This window comes from Myxococcus sp. NMCA1 (assembly GCF_026810205.1).
Taxonomy (GTDB): Bacteria; Myxococcota; Myxococcia; order Myxococcales; family Myxococcaceae; genus Myxococcus; species Myxococcus xanthus_A.
In genome coordinates this window covers 8,912,758-8,930,268 of the sequence record NZ_CP113950.1, presented here as the reverse complement: position 1 = coordinate 8,930,268, position 17,511 = coordinate 8,912,758, and the positions used below count along the sequence as shown (strand labels likewise).

Below are 17,511 nucleotides of genomic sequence, written 5' to 3'. Positions count from 1 at the left end.
GAAGTCCTCCTTGACGGCGAAGAGCAGGTCGTCGCTCCTCGTGAACGAGGGGAGCGTGGGTTGAAACAGCTACGGTTTTGGTGAGCTGGACGGCCAGACGTGGTCGCTCCTCGTGAACGAGGGGAGCGTGGGTTGAAACACCTTGGAGCAGGATGGTCCGAGAGAGGTGGGGAGGTCGCTCCTCGTGAACGAGGGGAGCGTGGGTTGAAACAGGAGCTTCTGGAGGGCCGCGCGGTCGGCCGCGGTCGCTCCTCGTGAACGAGGGGAGCGTGGGTTGAAACCTGATGGCCCTCGTGACCCAACTGGATGTCTTCGTCGCTCCTCGTGAACGAGGGGAGCGTGGGTTGAAACGGGAACGTCCTGGTCCGCGACGCCGACGCCAGCGTCGCTCCTCGTGAACGAGGGGAGCGTGGGTTGAAACCTCTTTTCTGGAGGGCCCATGAGCCCACGCATTGTCGCTCCTCGTGAACGAGGGGAGCGTGGGTTGAAACCCCCGAAGACCGAGCAGGCCACCACAGAGGCCGTCGCTCCTCGTGAACGAGGGGAGCGTGGGTTGAAACCACGAGCTGCCCAGCGCGGAGTACACCGTTGACGTCGCTCCTCGTGAACGAGGGGAGCGTGGGTTGAAACGCGCGTCCCTGAGCCGCCTGGAGCGGTCCAAACGGTCGCTCCTCGTGAACGAGGGGAGCGTGGGTTGAAACCTGGTGACGGCGCCGTTCAACCCCACCGAAGCCCTGGTCGCTCCTCGTGAACGAGGGGAGCGTGGGTTGAAACCGAACTGCATGACCTCCGCCCGGAGGTGGAGCGCCGTCGCTCCTCGTGAACGAGGGGAGCGTGGGTTGAAACTCATCGGCGCCCCCCGTTGGCGTCGTCGCCGTTTGTCGCTCCTCGTGAACGAGGGGAGCGTGGGTTGAAACGCCCAGTCGGGCCCGTCCGGGCCGGCCTGGCCATCGTGTCGCTCCTCGTGAACGAGGGGAGCGTGGGTTGAAACAGCCCTACCCCAGCCAGGAGGCCGCGCTCGAAGTCGCTCCTCGTGAACGAGGGGAGCGTGGGTTGAAACAGCCCTACCCCAGCCAGGAGGCCGCGCTCGAAGTCGCTCCTCGTGAACGAGGGGAGCGTGGGTTGAAACCCTCCCCCTGAAGCCCCTCCTCCCTCCGGCGACGTCGCTCCTCGTGAACGAGGGGAGCGTGGGTTGAAACCGCCGAACATCCACAGGCGACGGCGCGGAGTAGGTGTCGCTCCTCGTGAACGAGGGGAGCGTGGGTTGAAACGGCCCGTACATCTGGGACTGAGCCATGGCACTGACGGTCGCTCCTCGTGAACGAGGGGAGCGTGGGTTGAAACCACCAGATGCAGACGGTCGGAAACGGCCCCTACGGTCGCTCCTCGTGAACGAGGGGAGCGTGGGTTGAAACGTCGTCACACCGCCCGCGCGCCCTGAACCAAACCGTCGCTCCTCGTGAACGCGGGGAGCGTGGGTTGAAACAGCGGGACGATGCTCGCGGCGAGCCAGGACACACGTCGCTCCTCGTGAACGCGGGGAGCGTGGGTTGAAACTTCGTGCTCGACGTCGACCCGGACAAGGGCGGCGATGGTCGCTCCTCGTGAACGCGGGGAGCGTGGGTTGAAACAGTCATCAGACCAGGGCAGTCGGTGGGGAGCGCGGTCGCTCCTCGTGAACGCGGGGAGCGTGGGTTGAAACTTGTGCAGGATGGTGTTCCCGCCGTCTCGCGGTGTCGCTCCTCGTGAACGCGGGGAGCGTGGGTTGAAACGGACAGGCGAAGCGCGCGTGGGTGTCGCCCAGCAGTCGCTCCTCGTGAACGCGGGGAGCGTGGGTTGAAACATCTCGAGTTCGGCTCGGCTGAGCCCGCGGGGTACGGTCGCTCCTCGTGAACGCGGGGAGCGTGGGTTGAAACCACCAGATGCAGACGACCGGGAACGGCCCCTACGGTCGCTCCTCGTGAACGCGGGGAGCGTGGGTTGAAACACACATTTGTATGGTCCTCTGTCCATGTAGAAGCGTCGCTCCTCGTGAACGCGGGGAGCGTGGGTTGAAACTTCAAGGCGCTCAACTACCGCGCCAACGTCCGGGGGGTCGCTCCTCGTGAACGCGGGGAGCGTGGGTTGAAACCTTCCCCCGCCGTCTGTGGTGGTGCTGAGTGGCGTCGCTCCTCGTGAACGCGGGGAGCGTGGGTTGAAACCAGAATAGTTCCGCGTACTTACTTAGTTTACATAGTCGCTCCTCGTGAACGCGGGGAGCGTGGGTTGAAACAAGCCGGGAGAGCTGGTGGTCCTCGGGGCCCCGGTCGCTCCTCGTGAACGCGGGGAGCGTGGGTTGAAACCAGTTCCACTCAGGCAGCACGCTCGTTACCGCGTCGCTCCTCGTGAACGCGGGGAGCGTGGGTTGAAACACGTTGAAGCTCTTGTGCTTTGTGCCCACCGACGTCGCTCCTCGTGAGCGCGAGGAGAGTGGGTTGAAACCACGACGCGGTGAGCGCCCACCTGCGCATCAAGTCGCTCCTCGTGAACGCGGGGAGCGTGGGTTGAAACTCCCGGTAGGCGACGAGGACCTCACGGGTGCCGCGGTCGCTCCTCGTGAACGCGGGGAGCGTGGGTTGAAACGTCGCGAATGGGTTCGACCGCCTGGAGCTGGAGGGGTCGCTCCTCGTGAACGCGGGGAGCGTGGGTTGAAACCCCTTAAGGGCGTCGATGGCGTCAGCGCATGCGAGTCGCTCCTCGTGAACGCGGGGAGCGTGGGTTGAAACCACACTCGGCCGGCCATGGCCGCCAACATGGCGGTCGCTCCTCGTGAACGCGGGGAGCGTGGGTTGAAACATGCGGGACCGCTGTCTGGAACTCGCTCGCGACGGTCGCTCCTCGTGAACGCGGGGAGCGTGGGTTGAAACGCAGGTGCTCACGAAGCGCGCTGACCGGATGCGGGTGTCGCTCCTCGTGAACGCGGGGAGCGTGGGTTGAAACTCGCTCGTCGCGACTTGAGGTGAGCTTCAAGTCGTCGCTCCTCGTGAACGCGGGGAGCGTGGGTTGAAACGCATTCCCGGGTTGTCTGTACTCCTGGCTTGCCATGTCGCTCCTCGTGAACGCGGGGAGCGTGGGTTGAAACCGTATGCGGTGGTGACGACTCCACGGCTGGCGAGTCGCTCCTCGTGAACGCGGGGAGCGTGGGTTGAAACCGTGGGCCGCCGCCGCCAGCCCTGACCCTCGCAATGTCGCTCCTCGTGAACGCGGGGAGCGTGGGTTGAAACCGCTACCCTTCCGGGTGCAACTCACGGGAGGACGTGTCGCTCCTCGTGAACGCGGGGAGCGTGGGTTGAAACATCAAGAACCCGGTGCTGCTGTGGTGCCACGACAGTCGCTCTTCGTGAACGCGGGGAGCGTGGGTTGAAACCTCCAACGCATGCGGCCCAAGAAGCGCAAGCCGAAGTCGCTCCTCGTGAACGCGGGGAGCGTGGGTTGAAACACCGACGCCAGTCCCCTGCGCGACGGCCGCCCAGGTCGCTCCTCGTGAACGCGGGGAGCGTGGGTTGAAACGCATGTCTATCTCCTACCACCGAAAGAGGCGCCCGGTCGCTCCTCGTGAACGCGGGAAGCGTGGGTTGAAACGCGTTGAGGTAGGCCTGCTGCATCCTGGAGATGTCGCTCCTCGTGAACGCGGGGAGCGTGGGTTGAAACTTGGCGCTCCGAGCCGCAAGCATGGCATCGGCCAGTCGCTCCTCGTGAACGCGGGGAGCGTGGGTTGAAACCCTCCAGGCGGCACCCTCCAGGACGCCGGCCCAGTCGCTCCTCGTGAACGCGGGGAGCGTGGGTTGAAACTCCTCGTGGTAGCGCGCAGTAGAGTCGTCGCCAGTCGCTCCTCGTGAACGCGAGGAGCGTGGGTTGAAACCTCTCGCACAACGCGAAGCGCGCGGACCCGGAGGCGTCGCTCCTCGTGAACGCGAGGAGCGTGGGTTGAAACCGGAGAAAGTCCGCGTAGACCTTTGCCGGCGTTGAAGTTGCTCCTCGTGAACGCGAGGAGCGTGGGTTGAAACTTCTTCAAACAGTGGGGAGCGTGGGCGCCTCGGTCGCTCCTCGTGAACGCGAGGAGCGTGGGTTGAAACCTCTCGTGCGAGCCGCTCCTCGGGCCGGTGGTGTCGCTCCTCGTGAACGCGAGGAGCGTGGGTTGAAACATCAACGTAGAGGGGGTGATGGTGGAGCAGCCGCGCCGTCGCTCCTCGTGAACGCGAGGAGCGTGGGTTGAAACCCGTGCGCGTCGCGTCCGCGCACCACCGCGTAGTGTCGCTCCTCGTGAACGCGAGGAGCGTGGGTTGAAACTGGGCCTTGTTGAGCATGGAGATTTGTCGTCGTCGCTCCTCGTGAACGCGAGGAACGTGGGTTGAAACCCCAAGCGCAGGCAGCGCCGGGAAGGCCGCGCCGTCGCTCCTCGTGAACGCGAGGAGCGTGGGTTGAAACCCGTTTCGAGAATCACTCATGGCAGAGAACATCAGTCGCTCCTCGTGAACGCGAGGAGCGTGGGTTGAAACCCGAGCACCATCTGCGAGCAGCCATGGTCCAGGCCGCTCCTCGTGAACGCGAGGAGCGTGGGTTGAAACTCGAACAGAGCCACGTCCTGTGTCCTCCGGTGTCGCGTCGCTCCTCGTGAACGCGAGGAGAGTGGGTTGAAACCACGCACAGAACAGAAGGTGCGCCCGGCGCGCGGTCGCTCCTCGTGAACGCGTGGAGCGTGGGTTGAAACCACGTGCACCGCGAGGTGGTGGCGAACCTCCGCAAGTCGCTCCTCGTGAACGCGGGGAGCGTGGGTTGAAACTGCGCAGCCTCACGCGTGTTCCACTCGGCCTGGTCGGTCGCTCCTCGTGAACGAGGGGAGCGTGGGTTGAAACGCCAGGGTCGGGCAAGACTCGTGGCCGGGGCTATGGTCGCTCCTCGTGAACGAGGGGAGCGTGGGTTGAAACATCTCCGTAGTTGGCCGAGCTGTGGACAACCTCTCGGGTCGCTCCTCATGAACGAGGGGAGCGTAGGTTGAAACGTTTACGGCACCTTCCACGAGTCCAGCCTGTACGGTCGCTCCTCGTGAACGCGAGGAGCGTGAGTCGAAATCACCCAGAGCACTGGAGTCCCGGTGCCGCGTCCTGGTCACTCCTCATGAACGCGAGGACTTTCTCGCGCTTCAACTGGTCCGAAAATTGGGGAGCAGATCACGAGGACCCGCTCGTGCTCAGGGGCCAGAAGTCGCCGGGTATGCCCAATACACAGCACTTCTGGATCGAGGTCTTCGGGATGGCCGTTTCAAGCGCAACGGCTCGCTCCTATCCGACGTGAACGCGGCCGACGCGCATCGGCTCACGACGTTGCTCATCGCCGCGCGCCGGCTGGACGAATACAAGGAAGATCGCAGCGCCCCTCCTCCCTTTGTACATGCCCGGCAGGTGACGACGTCCGAATCCACCGTGGACGGCCAGCGCACGCGTCTGACGTTGGACATCGACACGCCGCCCGACACCCTCCGCGTCATGCAGCAGGTGGCTGCCACTTACGGCATCGAACTGTGAGCGCGAGGACCCCGGGCGCCCCAGGGCTGGAGGAACACCTCCGTCTCCTCCAGGATCCGCGGCAGTGACGCGGTGAGCTCGTGGCCATCGTCCACCTCCACCAGCCGGACGTGGCGCTTGCCCTCCGCCCACTGGCGCGAGTTCTGGACATCACAGGTGTCATCCTGACGGCCGTGGATGATGAGCGTCGGGACGCGCACGTCGGGCCAGCCACCGGTGCGGGCGTCCACTGCCTCCGCGTCGGCGATGAAGCCCGAATGGATGCGCGCCTTCTGCTGCGTCACGAAGTCGTCCGTCTCAATCCAGCCCGACGTCTGCCAATGCCGCCACGCCGCGTCCCCCATTCTCCGGCGCAGCTGCGGGACGACGCGGAAGGCGGGCGCCAGCAGCACCAGCGCACATACGCGGGCGTCCTGCTCCGCCACCCGGGCCGCCGTGAGGCCTCCCAGGCTGGAGCCGATGAGCACCACCCGCTCCTCGGGCCCGCCCATCGCGGCCAGCACCGTGTCCAGCATGACGCTCAGGCGCAGTTGCTCCAGGGAGGGGACGCGGAGGTTCAACCGCTCCACCGGAATGCCCTGGCCCGCGTAGTGCCGGGCCACGGCCACGCCCTTCTTCGAATCCGGACCCGAGGCGAAGCCGTGCAGGTACAGCCAGCGAGGACCCACGGCGGAAAGCGATGTCGTCGAAGTGCTCATGACAGGCCCACTCTAACGGGCGCGCGGGGCCGTGGCTTCAGATGCGCAACACCGGCCCGGCAATCACCGACTGCATGAGCTTGGCGCACTGGTTGAGCGCGTTGGACGTCAGCTTCACGTCACAGAACTGGAAGCCCGTGGAGACGGACACGCCCCAACGGTCGCTGAACCAGCCGTCCACGCCCACCCGGAAGGCCATGCTCGTGGTGTCGATGTTCTGCCGCAGCCAGGTGCCCACGTCGTCCGGCGTGAAGGTGCTGCCCCAGCTCTTCGACAGCCGCGCGCCCACCCACGGCGTGATGGGCTTGTCCTGGAAGAAGCGCAGCCGCGCCTCGATGCCCACCGCCCGGTAGTCGAGCTGCGAGCGCTCCAACTGCCCCGGTCGCATCGCGTCCGGGAACTGCTGGCCCCACGTCTCGGAGATTTCCGCCAGCAGGCCCACCGACAATCCGGGTGGGGTCTCCAGGCCCAGGTATCCGTGCAGCGCCGGGCCCTTCGTGCGGAAGTTGCTCAAATGGTCCAGGGTGATGCCGGCGCCCAGCGATGCATAGCCATTCCAGCCTGCCGCCACCGCGTCCGTTCCCACACACAGCACGCCCACCACCGCCACCCACATCGACTGCTTTCTCATGCGTTGCAGTCTATGCCTGGAGGTCGCCGTGGGGGACTCCGAGTGCCGCTGCGTGTCATGAAATCAGGCAGACGCGCATGCCTCGGTGATGCCATGCGCATCCCTGCGGACAGTCCAACTACTGCCGCCCTGGCGGATGGAGGGCGGGGAGGGAACCTGCATGCGCTTTCGGAGGGCAAGTCCGGAAGTTAGGGTGGTGTGCCATGTCCATCTCCTTCGAATCCGCCGCCTCCGCCGTTCGTGACGCACTCTCTAGTGCGGGCCGGGGCCTGGTCGAACGCGAGGCGATGGTGGAGCTCGTCGCGCTCTCCGCCGTGGCGGGGGAGCACCTGCTCGTCATCGGTCCGCCGGGCACCGCGAAGAGCGAGGCCGTCCGGCGCACCGCACGTGTTCTGGGCGGCTCGTACTTCGAGTACCTCCTGGGCCGCTTCACCGAGCCCTCCGAGCTCTTCGGCCCCGTGGACCTGCGCAAGCTGCGAGAGGGTATCGTCGAAACGGAGACCCAGGGCATGCTGCCCGAGGCCGAGGTCGCCTTCCTTGATGAGGTGTTCCTCGGCTCCACCGCCATTCTGAATACGCTGCTGGGCCTTCTCAATGAGCGCACCTTCCGGCGCGGCCACACCCGTATGCGCTGCCCCCTGCGCGTCTGCGTGGGCGCCGCCAATGCCTTGCCGGAAGACGAGTCGCTGGCCGCCTTCGCGGACCGGTTCCTCGCGCGCATCTTCGTCGAGCCCGTGCCAGACCCGCGGCTGGAGGAGTTGCTCGCGGGCGGCGCTTCACTGTGGGGGGACGCGGACGCGCATGTCACCTCGCTGGAGTCCCTGGACGTGGTCGCCCAGGCCGCGCGTGAGGCGGACCTCTCCGGGGTGCGCCCGCATCTGGCGCATGCGCTGCGCACGTTGCGCGCCGCGGGTGTGGCCTTGTCCGACCGCCGCGCGGTGAAGGTCCAGAAGCTCATCGCCGCCGCCGCCGCGCTCGCGGGCCGGCGCACGCCAGGGACCGCGGACCTGTGGCCGCTCGTGTATGCCGTGCCGACGAAGGAGGCCCAGGCGCTCGCTCGGGACGTGCTGCGGGACGTGCTCGCCGGGACAGAGAACCCGGCCCTGCCGGCGGCGGCGCTGGAGGCCAGCGCGGGCCCCCTGGCGCGGGCGCGGCGCATCGCTTCCGCGGGACAGGCGTTGCTGGCGGAGCGGCCCGTGGATGGCAATGGCGAGGCGCTCGCCGCGTGGCGGCTCAAGCTGGAGGGCGTGGCGCGAGAGATGGACGCGGGCTTCGCTCCCGAGTCGCTTCCCGATGACTTGAAGGTGCTTCGCGCGGAGGTGGCGGGTGTGCTCGCCTACGGCGCTTCAGGGCTCGAGTCATCCGAAACGGAGGTGGCGGTGTGAGCGCGCAGGGGTCCCGCGCTGTCTCCACCACTGCCTGGACGCAGGCCCGCGAGCCTGGAGGCTCCGCGCGTCGGTTTCCGGAGGCGCCGCCTCGTGGCCGGGGTGCGGTGGCTGACGCGCCGTGAGCGCAACGGGAAGAGACTCGCGGACGGGGGACGCGCTGGAGACGCGCGGCGAAGACGCCGCTCGCCTGCCGGTGCGGTGGCGTTCGCGCGCCGAGCCGCTGGAGCCGCTCGCCGTGGCAGGAGAAGGCCCCGTGGCGGTGGCGCTCGCGCGCCGGGTGCTCGCGGAGGACGACGCACGCCTTGCCAACTGGGAAGGCGTCGCGGGGCGAGGCCTCCTGGTGCTCCTCGGGGCCTCGACGTCGCTGCCATGGGTCGACGGCGCCGTGTACCTGGGGCGGGATGCCGCGGCGCCCTTGCTGTTGCTTCCTTGTGCGTTGGCGCCAGACGTGGCGGCTTCGCTGCTGGAGCGTGCGTTCGTGGCGCATGCGCACGGGGGTGGAGCGAAGTTGGCGGTGCTGCCCGAGTCCAGGTGTCTCGTCAGCCTGGGCGCCGCGCGGCCCGTGTCCCGTGTCACGCTTCAGGCCTGGCTGGACACGGGGTCGTCGGGGGACGCGCCGTGAGCACGTTGCCCCATGCGTTACGCCCCTGGGCGTCGATTCTCGCGAAGTTCCCGCTGGAGGTGGCGCTGAACCTGGGCCCGCTGGTTGCCCGGTTGTCCGCGGCGCTGGGGCCGCTGCGGGCGCCCTCGGAGAGGGAGGGCGGCGAGCCTCAAGGGTATGACGGCCTGTCGCGAAGAGGCTCCTTCGACCGGCTGCTGGTGAGTGAATGGCTGTGGGCCATGGAGGCACCCGACGAACTGGTGCGCCGTGCCGCCTTCGGAGAGCTGTCCTATCTCAAGCCCTCGTTCCGCCAGCCTCAGCGCGCGCATCGCACGGTGATGTTGCTCGATGCGGGACCAGACCAGCTTGGCGCTCCGCGCATCGCGCACCTCGCGTTGCTCATCGTCATGGCGCGCAGGGCGGAGGCCGCGGGCGCCACGTTCGCATGGGGCGTGCTTCAGGCAGACCCGCGGCGTGGCTGGTTCACGGAAGTGACGCCCGCCACGCTGGGCGCCTGGTTGAACGCGCGTGACATCGCGTCGCCCTCGGCTGAGCGGCTCTCGGCCTGGCGCGAGGCACTCGCGCTCGACGCGCGGACGGCGGACGCCTGGCTCGTGGGGTCCTCCCGCCTGTCCCGGCTCGTGGGGGCGGAGACGCTCTCGCGCATCGAGGTCTCCGAAGTCCTGGCGCCCGAGGTGCGCCAGCTCGCGGTGGAGGTGCATCCCGCCGCGCGTGCGCCGCGCTCCGTGTTGCTCGACCTGCCGTCTCCGGATGACAGCGTGCGTCTGTTGAGAGACCCGTTCCGCGCGCGCGTCGCCGCGCCCGTGAAGACAGTCCAGCACTCGCGGGTGTCGGGGTTTTCCTTCTCCGCGGATGGCCGCCGATTGATGCTCTTCTATGAAGGGGGAGGCGTCGGCGCCATGGCGCTGCCCAACTCCCCTCGCGCTACCCTCGCGCGGCCCCAACGGATGATGCCTCGGAGTGATGAGACCTTCCTGGGGGCGGGTTGGCGGCGTCAGGGGGGCCTGCTCGTACTGATGCGAAAGCAGGGCGCCTATGCCTTCCGGGGGCAACTGCAACATCAGTTCAGGACCCGTGGGCCCAGTGCGTTCCCCTGGACGCTGCGCGATACGCAGGCGCATCCACCCATTCCTGCTCGAGGACAACCACTCGGCCGGCTGACGACCTATCTCGATGCATTCAATCGGGAGTGCGTGCTCCTGTCCGGCCTGGACGACACGCTCTATTTCTTCGAGGAGGACTCCTCCTCCCGTCGCGTGGTCTCCGCCCAGGTGGCTCGGCGGGTCATCGCCGCCGCTCACGTGAAGGGTTCCAGCATCGTCGTGGCGCGCGACGAAAATGAGGTGGTTGCGAGTTGCATGCGGCTGGGCCTCGTAAGTGCGACGGAGGTGCGCCAGGTTCGCCTGCAGGACTCGAGTGGCGACACCCTCTGGTTCGGCGCATCGCACGACGCGGGGCACCCGGATGCTGGGTTGCTCGCGGTGAACAAATTCCCAGGCGTCATGTGGTGTTTGCACCATCGGGACTCGGTGCAATTCGTGACGCTACGCTCGGGATGGAGAGCCGTGGGCGTCGGGGTCTGTCCGCAGGGGAAAGGGGAGGCCGGACTGTTGGCGCTCGACCCGGACCAGCGAACCTTCTGGAACGTGGGGCTCCGGCACCTGTTCAGGCTGGCGGTGGCCGCCGCTGACGTGGTCCACGCGGAGGCCAGCCATGCGGTGCCTGTGCTCGGGTGGCTGACGACGGAAGGCGAACTGGTGCTGTACCACCTGGAGCATGAAGCCGTGCTGTGCCGTATCCATACGGGAGGCGGGGGATGAGCACAGCACGTGCGGGGCTACGGCCCCGGCAGCAGGTGCACCGGGGCACGGTTCGGGCCTCGGCTTTCTGGCTCGACCCGGCCCTGCTCGGTGAGGCGGAGGCTCGCCGCCGGATTCTGGCGGAGTGGACGCCCGGCATGTCCGTTCGCGCCGTGGCGGGTGGATATCTTGTGGAGATGTCCGCGCCACGCGCGGTGGTGTGCGAAGCCGCGCCAGGGCTGCCGCTCACTCGGGAGTACGGCGTACTCTCCTCGGCGCCCTTGTCTCCAGCGGAGCGTCGGCACCCGAGTCTCCATGAAGGCGCGGTGTTGCTGGTGCTCAGTGGACGGTCCCAGGTGTTCTCCGCCGGTGCGATGCCGCGGGTGGATGTGTCCACATGGCTCGACGTGTCCGCGTGGGGGCTCCGAGCCCCGGAGACGCTGGGCGCGCCGCCGCCCCCCGTGCCCGTGCTGGAGCCTGTGCCTCCGCCGTCGCGCGAACGCTTCGGTCCCGGCGTGCCCGAGCCGTCAGCTGAAGCACAGGAAATGCTCGCGCGCATGGAGGGCCGCCGCGCTCCCAGCGCCGCTGGGGTGCGCCGCCTGGGATGGTGGGCGTGGCTGCGCGAGAAGTTCTCCCGTCAGGGCTCGTCGGTGCGTGGATGCGGCGAGTCCGGGCGTGGTCGGCCGGGGTGGATGGTGTGGCTTGGGGCCGCGTTCTTGGGAACAGGGGCTCGCGGAGCGCGACAGGGCCCGAGTCCCTGGAGCAGGCTGTCCGACTGGATGATGCGCAACACCCTGCTCGGCGGGTGGGCGCGGCAGCGGAAGGCGGAGTACGTGCGCCGCCTCTTCGTCATGTTCGAGGAGGGCAACCTCTACGAGGCGCTGCGGCACGCCATTCCACTGGGCAAGGAGCTGGGCGAGGACGCACGCGAGGCCTTGGGGTTGCCAGGCCCTCGTGAGCAACTCACGCTCCAGACGGAGGCGCGGGGAGCGGCGGGGTCCGTGTTCGCGGGAGGACCTGACCTCTACTCCTCGCTCCAGCAGCGCTACCGCGAGGCCTTCTGTTACTTCCGGCGCGAGGGACGCATCGACGAAGCTGCGTTCGTCCTCGCGGAGCTGCTGGGCGCCGTCGAGGAAGCCGTGTCCTTCCTGGAGCTGCGTGGCCGCTTCAAGCTGGCGGCGGAGCTGGCCGAGGGGCGCAAGCTGGCACCGGGGCTCGTGGTGCGTCAGTGGTTCCTGGCTCAAGACGTCACGCGCGCCGTCGCCATCGCCCGACGCAGTGGGGCCTTCGGGGACGCGGTGGCGCGGCTGGAGCGTCCGAATCCACCGGAGGCCCGTGCGTTACGCCTGCTGTGGGCGGAGACCCTCGCCGAGGCCGGCGACTACGCGCGCGCTGTTCAGGTGGTGTGGCCGGTGGCGGAGAATCGTGCCCCGGCGCGCGAATGGCTGGAGCGGGGCGTGGCGAGTGGTGGCGCGACGGGCGCGCGGCTGCTGGCGATGTGGGCCACTGCGTTCGCGGATGGGCTGACGGTGGCGGGTGCGCGGGTGCGCGAGTTGCTCGACGACGACGCGCCGGAACGCGCGTCCGAGCGCTTCGTCTTTGGATTGGCGCTCGTGGAAGAGCCTCCTTCCGCCAGCCGCACCGCGCTGGTGGTGCCCACGCTGCGCGCGTTGCTTCGGGACCGGGCGGCGGGCAATGCCCGCTTCACCTCGGACCTGAGCCTCATCAAGCGCTTGTTGGGCTCCGCGCCCGACGGCACCTTGCGCACGGACCTGCCGTCGCTGGCCGACTGTATCTCCCCCGCGTGGCGCGATATCCGTGAACGGCCGCGCATCGATGTCACCGTGCGGGCCTCCGAGGCGGGGACCTTCACGCTTCATGACGTGGTGGTGCTGCCAGATGGCCGGCTGCTGTACGCCCTAGGGGAGGCGGGGGCGAGGCTGGTTCGCGCGGACGGCCGGACGGTGGCGCACTTTGACGTGCCGGCCTTCCACCTGGTGCCTTCCATTCATGGAGACCGCGTCCTGGCACTCGCGCGGCGGGACGATGTGTGGCGCCTGTCCCGGCTGGACCTGGTGACGCGCAGGTGCAGCCCCTGGGGCGATATGTCATTGACGGCCTGGGCCCCCAGCTACGACGGCAATGTCTGGTTCGTGTCCTCTGAAAACACGGTGATGATGGTGGATGCGCTCGCCACTGAGTGCCGCGCGCTCTGGCGGGTTTCGGACCTTGCCGGCGGTGTGTTTGTTATTGCGGTGGATGCCACGCACATGAGTTTCGTTGTTGGCAAAGAGGAGCGGTGGACGTATACGCTCGCGGACGGGCCCACGCTGCGCGACCGGTCGGAGCTGCCTCCGGAGGTGTCGGACCCGAAATTGGTGCTCTGGAATCAGTCCGTGGTCCCGGACGGTGAGGCTGCTGTCCTGAGCATGGAATATCCCATGTCCCCCGAGGATGTGGCACGCGGGAGGAACACACTGAGGGGCTCCCTGGCGTGGATGCAGCCCGTGTCACTTCGCAATCGGGTTCGGACGGAGCGCGACCACGAGACGCTCAAGGGCATCTTCCTTTCGCGGGAATGGTGTTTGGAATTGCTGGATTTGGGCGCGGACTGGCAGCTTCAGTTGACAGACAGGCGCGGGTTTTCCCGCGCCGTGTTGACGTTCGAAGGGAATGTCCGCCCGAAGGTGCGGCTCACGGACAGCATGTTGCTGGCATTCGACGAGGGGGGCCGGGGGGTGAGGCTGGATTTGGAGAGCGGTGAGGTCCGGCACTTGCCGGTGCCTTGAGCCGTCAGGCGCCGTGGCGCAGGTTCGGTGACAGGGTGACGTCGCAGACGGTGAGCCGTCGCCGCGCGTCATCCACCTCCAGCTCCACCTGCACGCCGTCCACAGTCACCAGGAGCGAGGGGGGCGTCCCGGGGAGCGCCATCAGCCAGGTGGAGGCCAGGGGCAGCTCCGTACCCGCCAGCTCCGCGGCGCGCAGCAGGTGCAGGCGCACCGCGTGGCTCAGGGAGCCCGGCAGGGTGCGCAGCGGCAGGGACACGTCCTCGGGCAGGTGTAGTGCGTAGGGCTCGGCGGAGTCCCGCGAGGGAAGCTCAGGGAGCCCGCGAAGCTGGGCGCGCAGCGCTCCATCTGCGGCCTCGGGCGCGTGCGGCTTGCGCAGGTAGCCCACCACGCCGTCCAGCGGGGGCTCCTGGCCGCTCAGCGCGCCAGAGAACATCAGCACGCCCAGATGGCGCAGACGCGCGTTGGTCCGGAGCTGTCCGTAGAGCTCCCACCCGTCCATCCGCGGCAGCAGCAGGTCCAGGAGGATGAGATCAGGGTGGCTCGCCCGGGGCCGCGTGCACAGCCAGTCCAGGGCTTCCTGGCCATCCGCCGCGTGGGAGACCTTCACCCCTTCCGCGTGAGCAACCACGGTCAGCCGCTCGCGCCAGGCGAGGTCATCCTCGACGAGAAGCAGGTGCTGGAGCGGCCGGGACATGGTGGAAGAAGAGGCGAGGGGGCTCGGATACCCCGGACCCGAGGGATGCGCCAGGGGCCAGCGCGCTCCGCGTCCGATGCCCGACACCTGGGCCTCCGGTGCTTCCCGAGGACCTGTGGGCTGTGCCGATACCCACCTGAAAGGTTTCTTCCCGGATACGGGCTGAACAGGTTGGGTGGAGTCGAGCCTCGGTGGCGCTACGGCAACCCCGCCAGCGTTTCCCGTCCAGATTCGATAACCGGTACCGGCGGATGAAACAGGTTTCTCGTACGAAGTGATTGCATCCCCGGGCCCCGAAGGCGTGACATTCGTCCGTGTGACATTGCGTCCGGATGTCTGTGAAAAGCAGAACATCATCATGGACATGGAAGCGACCTGCGCCATCGATGTCGAAGGGCGGCGTATCCTCGCGCGGCAGCGGTAATATCGGCTGGACGGCGTCTTCACCGCCCTTCGGTGTCTGGCACTCCACAGCGAAGTGAGGGGTGGTCCCCTCATGGGGCTGGAAGCCGACGTCAAATAGGCACTTCGGGTACAGCTTGTCGTCATCGCCACGGCTCGTCAGTGTGAAACGACCATGGCCCTTCGACTTCAGCTCGCTCCCCGGGCACTCCGGACCCTGGCAGGATGTTCGACTCCGGTGCGAGAGAAGCTCCAGTGTGAGCTGGGGGCTCTCGCCGCGGGCCTTCCGCTCGACGGGCCTTTGATGTCGGACCAGGGTGGGTTGGTGGTGCTCGACTCGGGTTTTCGCGTCCGCTACCAGCTCGACCTGGGACGCAGCTTGTTACGGCTGACACACGTGGCCGCGCCTTCCTTGCCGCAGCCCTGGCCCGACGTGCCACCCGTCGACCCATAGCGGGCGAGCGCGTCACGCCTCGCGCGGGTCGTTCCGGGGCAGGCGGACCGTGGCGCAGGTGCCGCCGCCTTCGCGGGCGGCCAGGTGGATGCTGCCGCCATGGCGGGTGATGATTTCACGGCTCAAATACAATCCCACGCCCAATCCCTCCACGCGGCTGATGGTGGACAGCGTGCCGCCGCGAAGCGCCCGGCTGAAGAGCTCCTCGCCCCCGCGCGGCCCCAGTCCCACGCCCCGGTCCTTCACCTCCAGCAGCGCGTCACCGTCCTCCCGCCGGAGCACCACCTCCACCGGTCCGCCCTCCGGGCTGTAGCGGATGGCGTTGTCCACCAGGTTGTAGACGACCTGCTCCAGCCGGGGCTCGTCCCACCAACCGTCCACGCGCTCCAGGCTCAGCTTCAGTGGGTGCTGGGGCGCGGACGCCGCGCGCCGCTCCGACACCCGCCTCACCAGCGCTGACAGCTCCAGGGGCACCTGCGCCAGTGACAGCCGGCCGCTGGCCAGCTCGGACACATCCAGCAGTTGGTTGACCAGCCGCGCCAGCCGGTCCACCTGCCGGTCCATGAGGACCAGGTCCTGCTGGCGCACGGTGTCCGGACGCAGCCGCTGCAAGCGCAGCTTGAGGGTGGCCAGGGGCGTCTTCAGCTCATGGCTGGCGATGGAGAAGAAGGCCGCCTTGGCCTGGCTGACGCGCTCCACTTCCTCCAGGTGCCGCTGGAGCCGGGCCGCCATCTCGTCGAAGGCCAGGCCCAGCTTCTCCACCTCGATGGCGCCTGAGTGGTGGAGCGCTCCGAAGGCGCGCACGTCGCGTTCGCCCGCGGCCATGCGGCCGGCCGCATGGGACACGGCTTCCACCGGCCTGGAGAGCATGCGCGTCAGCAGGCGGGTGACGGGAATGGCCAGCACCAGCGCCAGTGCCAGCGTGGCCAGCAGCGCGCTGTAGGTGCCGATGACGCTGAAGTCCAAGTCGTGCATCGGATGCTCCACCAGGACGCGCCAACCCGGTTGGAGCAGCGTCGCGGTGGCCAGGTGCCGCGCCCCCAATGTCCGCCGCAACGGGGGGGCCTGGGGCTCCGTGTCGTAGGTGCGGGTGCCCGTGGCGGGCAGCGTCGACAGCATCTCCCCCAACGCGGTGCCCTTCAGGGACTGGGGCTCCGGCCCGGGTGTGGCGCCGGTGTCGAAGGCCACGTTGCCGTCCGGGTCCACAAGCAGCGCGCGCTGACCCGGAGCCAGACGCTCCTGCGCCACCGCCCGCATCCGAGGCAGGTTGATGGCCACCGACGTGAAGCCTTCGAAGCGCTGCTGCCGCAGCAACGGCGCGACGGCGACCATGACGGGGCCCGTCACCGTGGCCCGGCCCGCGAACACGCCACTCACCACGGGCGCGCGCTTGCTGCGGACGTCCCGGAAGTAGGCGCGGTCGGCGAAGTTGGAGCCCGCCACCGGTTGGGCGGCCACGCCCAGCGGCGGCCAGATGGCCACCAGGCTGCCGTCGCTGTCCCCGATGCTGCAGTTGAGCGCGAACGCGGAGTGATACACCCAGTCCCGCAGCAGCTCCTCCAACTGCGGCTGGGGCGGACGCTCCCCTTCGCGCTCCCACCAATCCATGACGACGCTCGCCAGCAAGGCGGTCTGGGATTGGGCGGTGGACAGCTCCGCGTCCACCGTCTCCGCCAGCAGGTGGGCGGTGGAGAGGCCCTGGTCATCCATCCGCCGCCGCTCGGCGGCATAGCGGGCGCGGCCCTCCAGCGTCCCCACCATCAGCAACGGCAGCACCAGCGCCAGCAGCAGCGCCGAGCCCACCGCCGACGACAAGGTGAAGGTGCGCAGCGCGGGCGTCAGCAGGGGCCACAGCCGCGCGCGCGCCATGGGCGTCATCAGCACCACCTGCGTCAGCAGCGCCGGCACCAGGCTGTTGAGCGCCTGCTTGAAGGCAATGGCGAACGTGCTCGTCGCCGTGACGTCCTCGCCCAGGTGATAGCTGACGATGAGGTAGGGGATGCCTCCCAGCCAGAAAATCCCGTCCGCCTGAAGGGGCCAGTAGCGCCGGGTCAGCGCGCCCAGGACGACCCCTTCCATCATCGAACCCAGCATGCTCCAGGGGTGGCCCCACATCTGGACGGTGACGGACATGGCGATGCCGGCCGCGAGCCCCGCGCACCAGGGCCCCAGCAGCGGGGCCGCGGGGATGATGAGGAAGAAGCCCAGCAGGATGTCGATGCCTGGGATGAGCTCCACGGGAAATCGGTTGAGCGCATGGCCCAACAGCCCCACCACCAGCGCCCAGGCAAACCGTGCGCGCCCGCTCATGTCGAAGGGACCCTAACAGCGCCACCCCTGGCGGCCTCCAGCGCTCATTTCAAGGAGTGTCCGTGACACGCACTCCGGACGTGCGAGGTGGCTGCACGCTTTCGGACATTTCCGCTGCCGGGCACTCGGAGCGCTTTGCTGTTGTCGTCGATGGCTCTGA

Annotated in this window: 10 protein-coding genes and 1 CRISPR repeat array (1 of these 11 only partly in view); of the genes, 6 read left to right on the top strand and 4 right to left on the bottom strand. The window is 68.2% G+C overall.

Annotated features, from left to right (window positions below; translation table 11 throughout):
- Positions 1-5,112: a CRISPR direct-repeat array (repeat unit 37 nt; unit sequence GTCGCTCCTCGTGAACGCGGGGAGCGTGGGTTGAAAC) (it extends 114 nt beyond the left edge of the window).
- 218 nt (positions 5,113-5,330) lie between these two features.
- Positions 5,331-5,564 (top strand): hypothetical protein, encoded by a 234-nt coding sequence (locus OZ403_RS37010; RefSeq protein ID WP_268782963.1) that lies wholly within the window; start codon positions 5,331-5,333, stop codon positions 5,562-5,564.
- On the opposite strand, the gene OZ403_RS37005 is transcribed toward OZ403_RS37010, so the two are convergent.
- Together OZ403_RS37005 and OZ403_RS37000 are read right to left on the bottom strand one after the other, a co-directional pair.
- On the bottom strand, positions 5,546-6,262 hold the full coding sequence (locus OZ403_RS37005; protein ID WP_268782962.1) for a YqiA/YcfP family alpha/beta fold hydrolase: 717 nt from the start codon (positions 6,260-6,262) through the stop codon (positions 5,546-5,548). The genes OZ403_RS37010 and OZ403_RS37005 overlap by 19 nt on opposite strands.
- 37 nt (positions 6,263-6,299) lie before the next feature.
- Positions 6,300-6,893 carry a hypothetical protein gene (locus OZ403_RS37000; protein ID WP_140857722.1) on the bottom strand — a complete coding sequence of 198 codons (594 nt, stop codon included), beginning with the start codon at positions 6,891-6,893 and terminating at the stop codon, positions 6,300-6,302.
- Positions 6,894-7,096: 203 nt separating this feature from the next.
- On the opposite strand from OZ403_RS37000, the gene OZ403_RS36995 reads away from it, so the two are divergent.
- From OZ403_RS36995 to OZ403_RS36980, 4 genes are all read left to right on the top strand, one after another.
- The gene (locus OZ403_RS36995) at positions 7,097-8,278 is read left to right on the top strand and encodes an AAA family ATPase (RefSeq protein WP_268782961.1); all 1,182 of its coding nucleotides are present in this window, start codon (positions 7,097-7,099) and stop codon (positions 8,276-8,278) included.
- Between the two features lie 121 nt (positions 8,279-8,399).
- The gene (locus OZ403_RS36990; protein ID WP_268782960.1) at positions 8,400-8,903 is read left to right on the top strand and encodes a bpX5 domain-containing protein; all 504 of its coding nucleotides are present in this window, start codon (positions 8,400-8,402) and stop codon (positions 8,901-8,903) included.
- On the top strand, positions 8,900-10,723 hold the full coding sequence (locus tag OZ403_RS36985; RefSeq protein ID WP_268782959.1) for a hypothetical protein: 1,824 nt from the start codon (positions 8,900-8,902) through the stop codon (positions 10,721-10,723). The genes OZ403_RS36990 and OZ403_RS36985 overlap by 4 nt, the downstream gene beginning before the upstream one ends.
- Complete coding sequence (locus OZ403_RS36980; RefSeq protein ID WP_268782958.1) at positions 10,720-13,491, top strand: bpX6 domain-containing protein; 2,772 nt, start codon at positions 10,720-10,722, stop codon at positions 13,489-13,491. The genes OZ403_RS36985 and OZ403_RS36980 overlap by 4 nt, the downstream gene beginning before the upstream one ends.
- A 4-nt stretch (positions 13,492-13,495) precedes the next feature.
- Here the strand turns inward: OZ403_RS36980 and OZ403_RS36975 are convergent, their stop codons facing one another.
- Complete coding sequence (locus OZ403_RS36975; protein WP_140857720.1) at positions 13,496-14,185, bottom strand: response regulator; 690 nt, start codon at positions 14,183-14,185, stop codon at positions 13,496-13,498.
- Between the two features lie 640 nt (positions 14,186-14,825).
- On the opposite strand from OZ403_RS36975, the gene OZ403_RS36970 reads away from it, so the two are divergent.
- Complete coding sequence (locus OZ403_RS36970) at positions 14,826-15,041, top strand: hypothetical protein (protein ID WP_237077794.1); 216 nt, start codon at positions 14,826-14,828, stop codon at positions 15,039-15,041.
- A 12-nt stretch (positions 15,042-15,053) separates the two neighbouring features.
- On the opposite strand, the gene OZ403_RS36965 is transcribed toward OZ403_RS36970, so the two are convergent.
- A complete protein-coding gene (locus OZ403_RS36965) occupies positions 15,054-17,351 on the bottom strand; it encodes a sensor histidine kinase (protein WP_268782957.1) in 2,298 nt (765 codons plus the stop codon).
- Between the last annotated feature and the right edge of the window lie 160 nt (positions 17,352-17,511).

Bases quoted from the DNA above. Each gene is read 5' to 3' on its own strand.
- OZ403_RS36980 (WP_268782958.1), top strand. From the start codon at position 10,720: ATGAGCACAGCACGTGCGGGGCTACGGCCCCGGCAGCAGGTGCACCGG.
- OZ403_RS37005 (WP_268782962.1), bottom strand. From the start codon at position 6,262: ATGAGCACTTCGACGACATCGCTTTCCGCCGTGGGTCCTCGCTGGCTG.
- OZ403_RS36995 (WP_268782961.1), top strand. From the start codon at position 7,097: ATGTCCATCTCCTTCGAATCCGCCGCCTCCGCCGTTCGTGACGCACTC.
- OZ403_RS36975 (WP_140857720.1), bottom strand. From the start codon at position 14,185: ATGTCCCGGCCGCTCCAGCACCTGCTTCTCGTCGAGGATGACCTCGCC.
- OZ403_RS37000 (WP_140857722.1), bottom strand. From the start codon at position 6,893: ATGAGAAAGCAGTCGATGTGGGTGGCGGTGGTGGGCGTGCTGTGTGTG.
- OZ403_RS36965 (WP_268782957.1), bottom strand. From the start codon at position 17,351: ATGAGCGGGCGCGCACGGTTTGCCTGGGCGCTGGTGGTGGGGCTGTTG.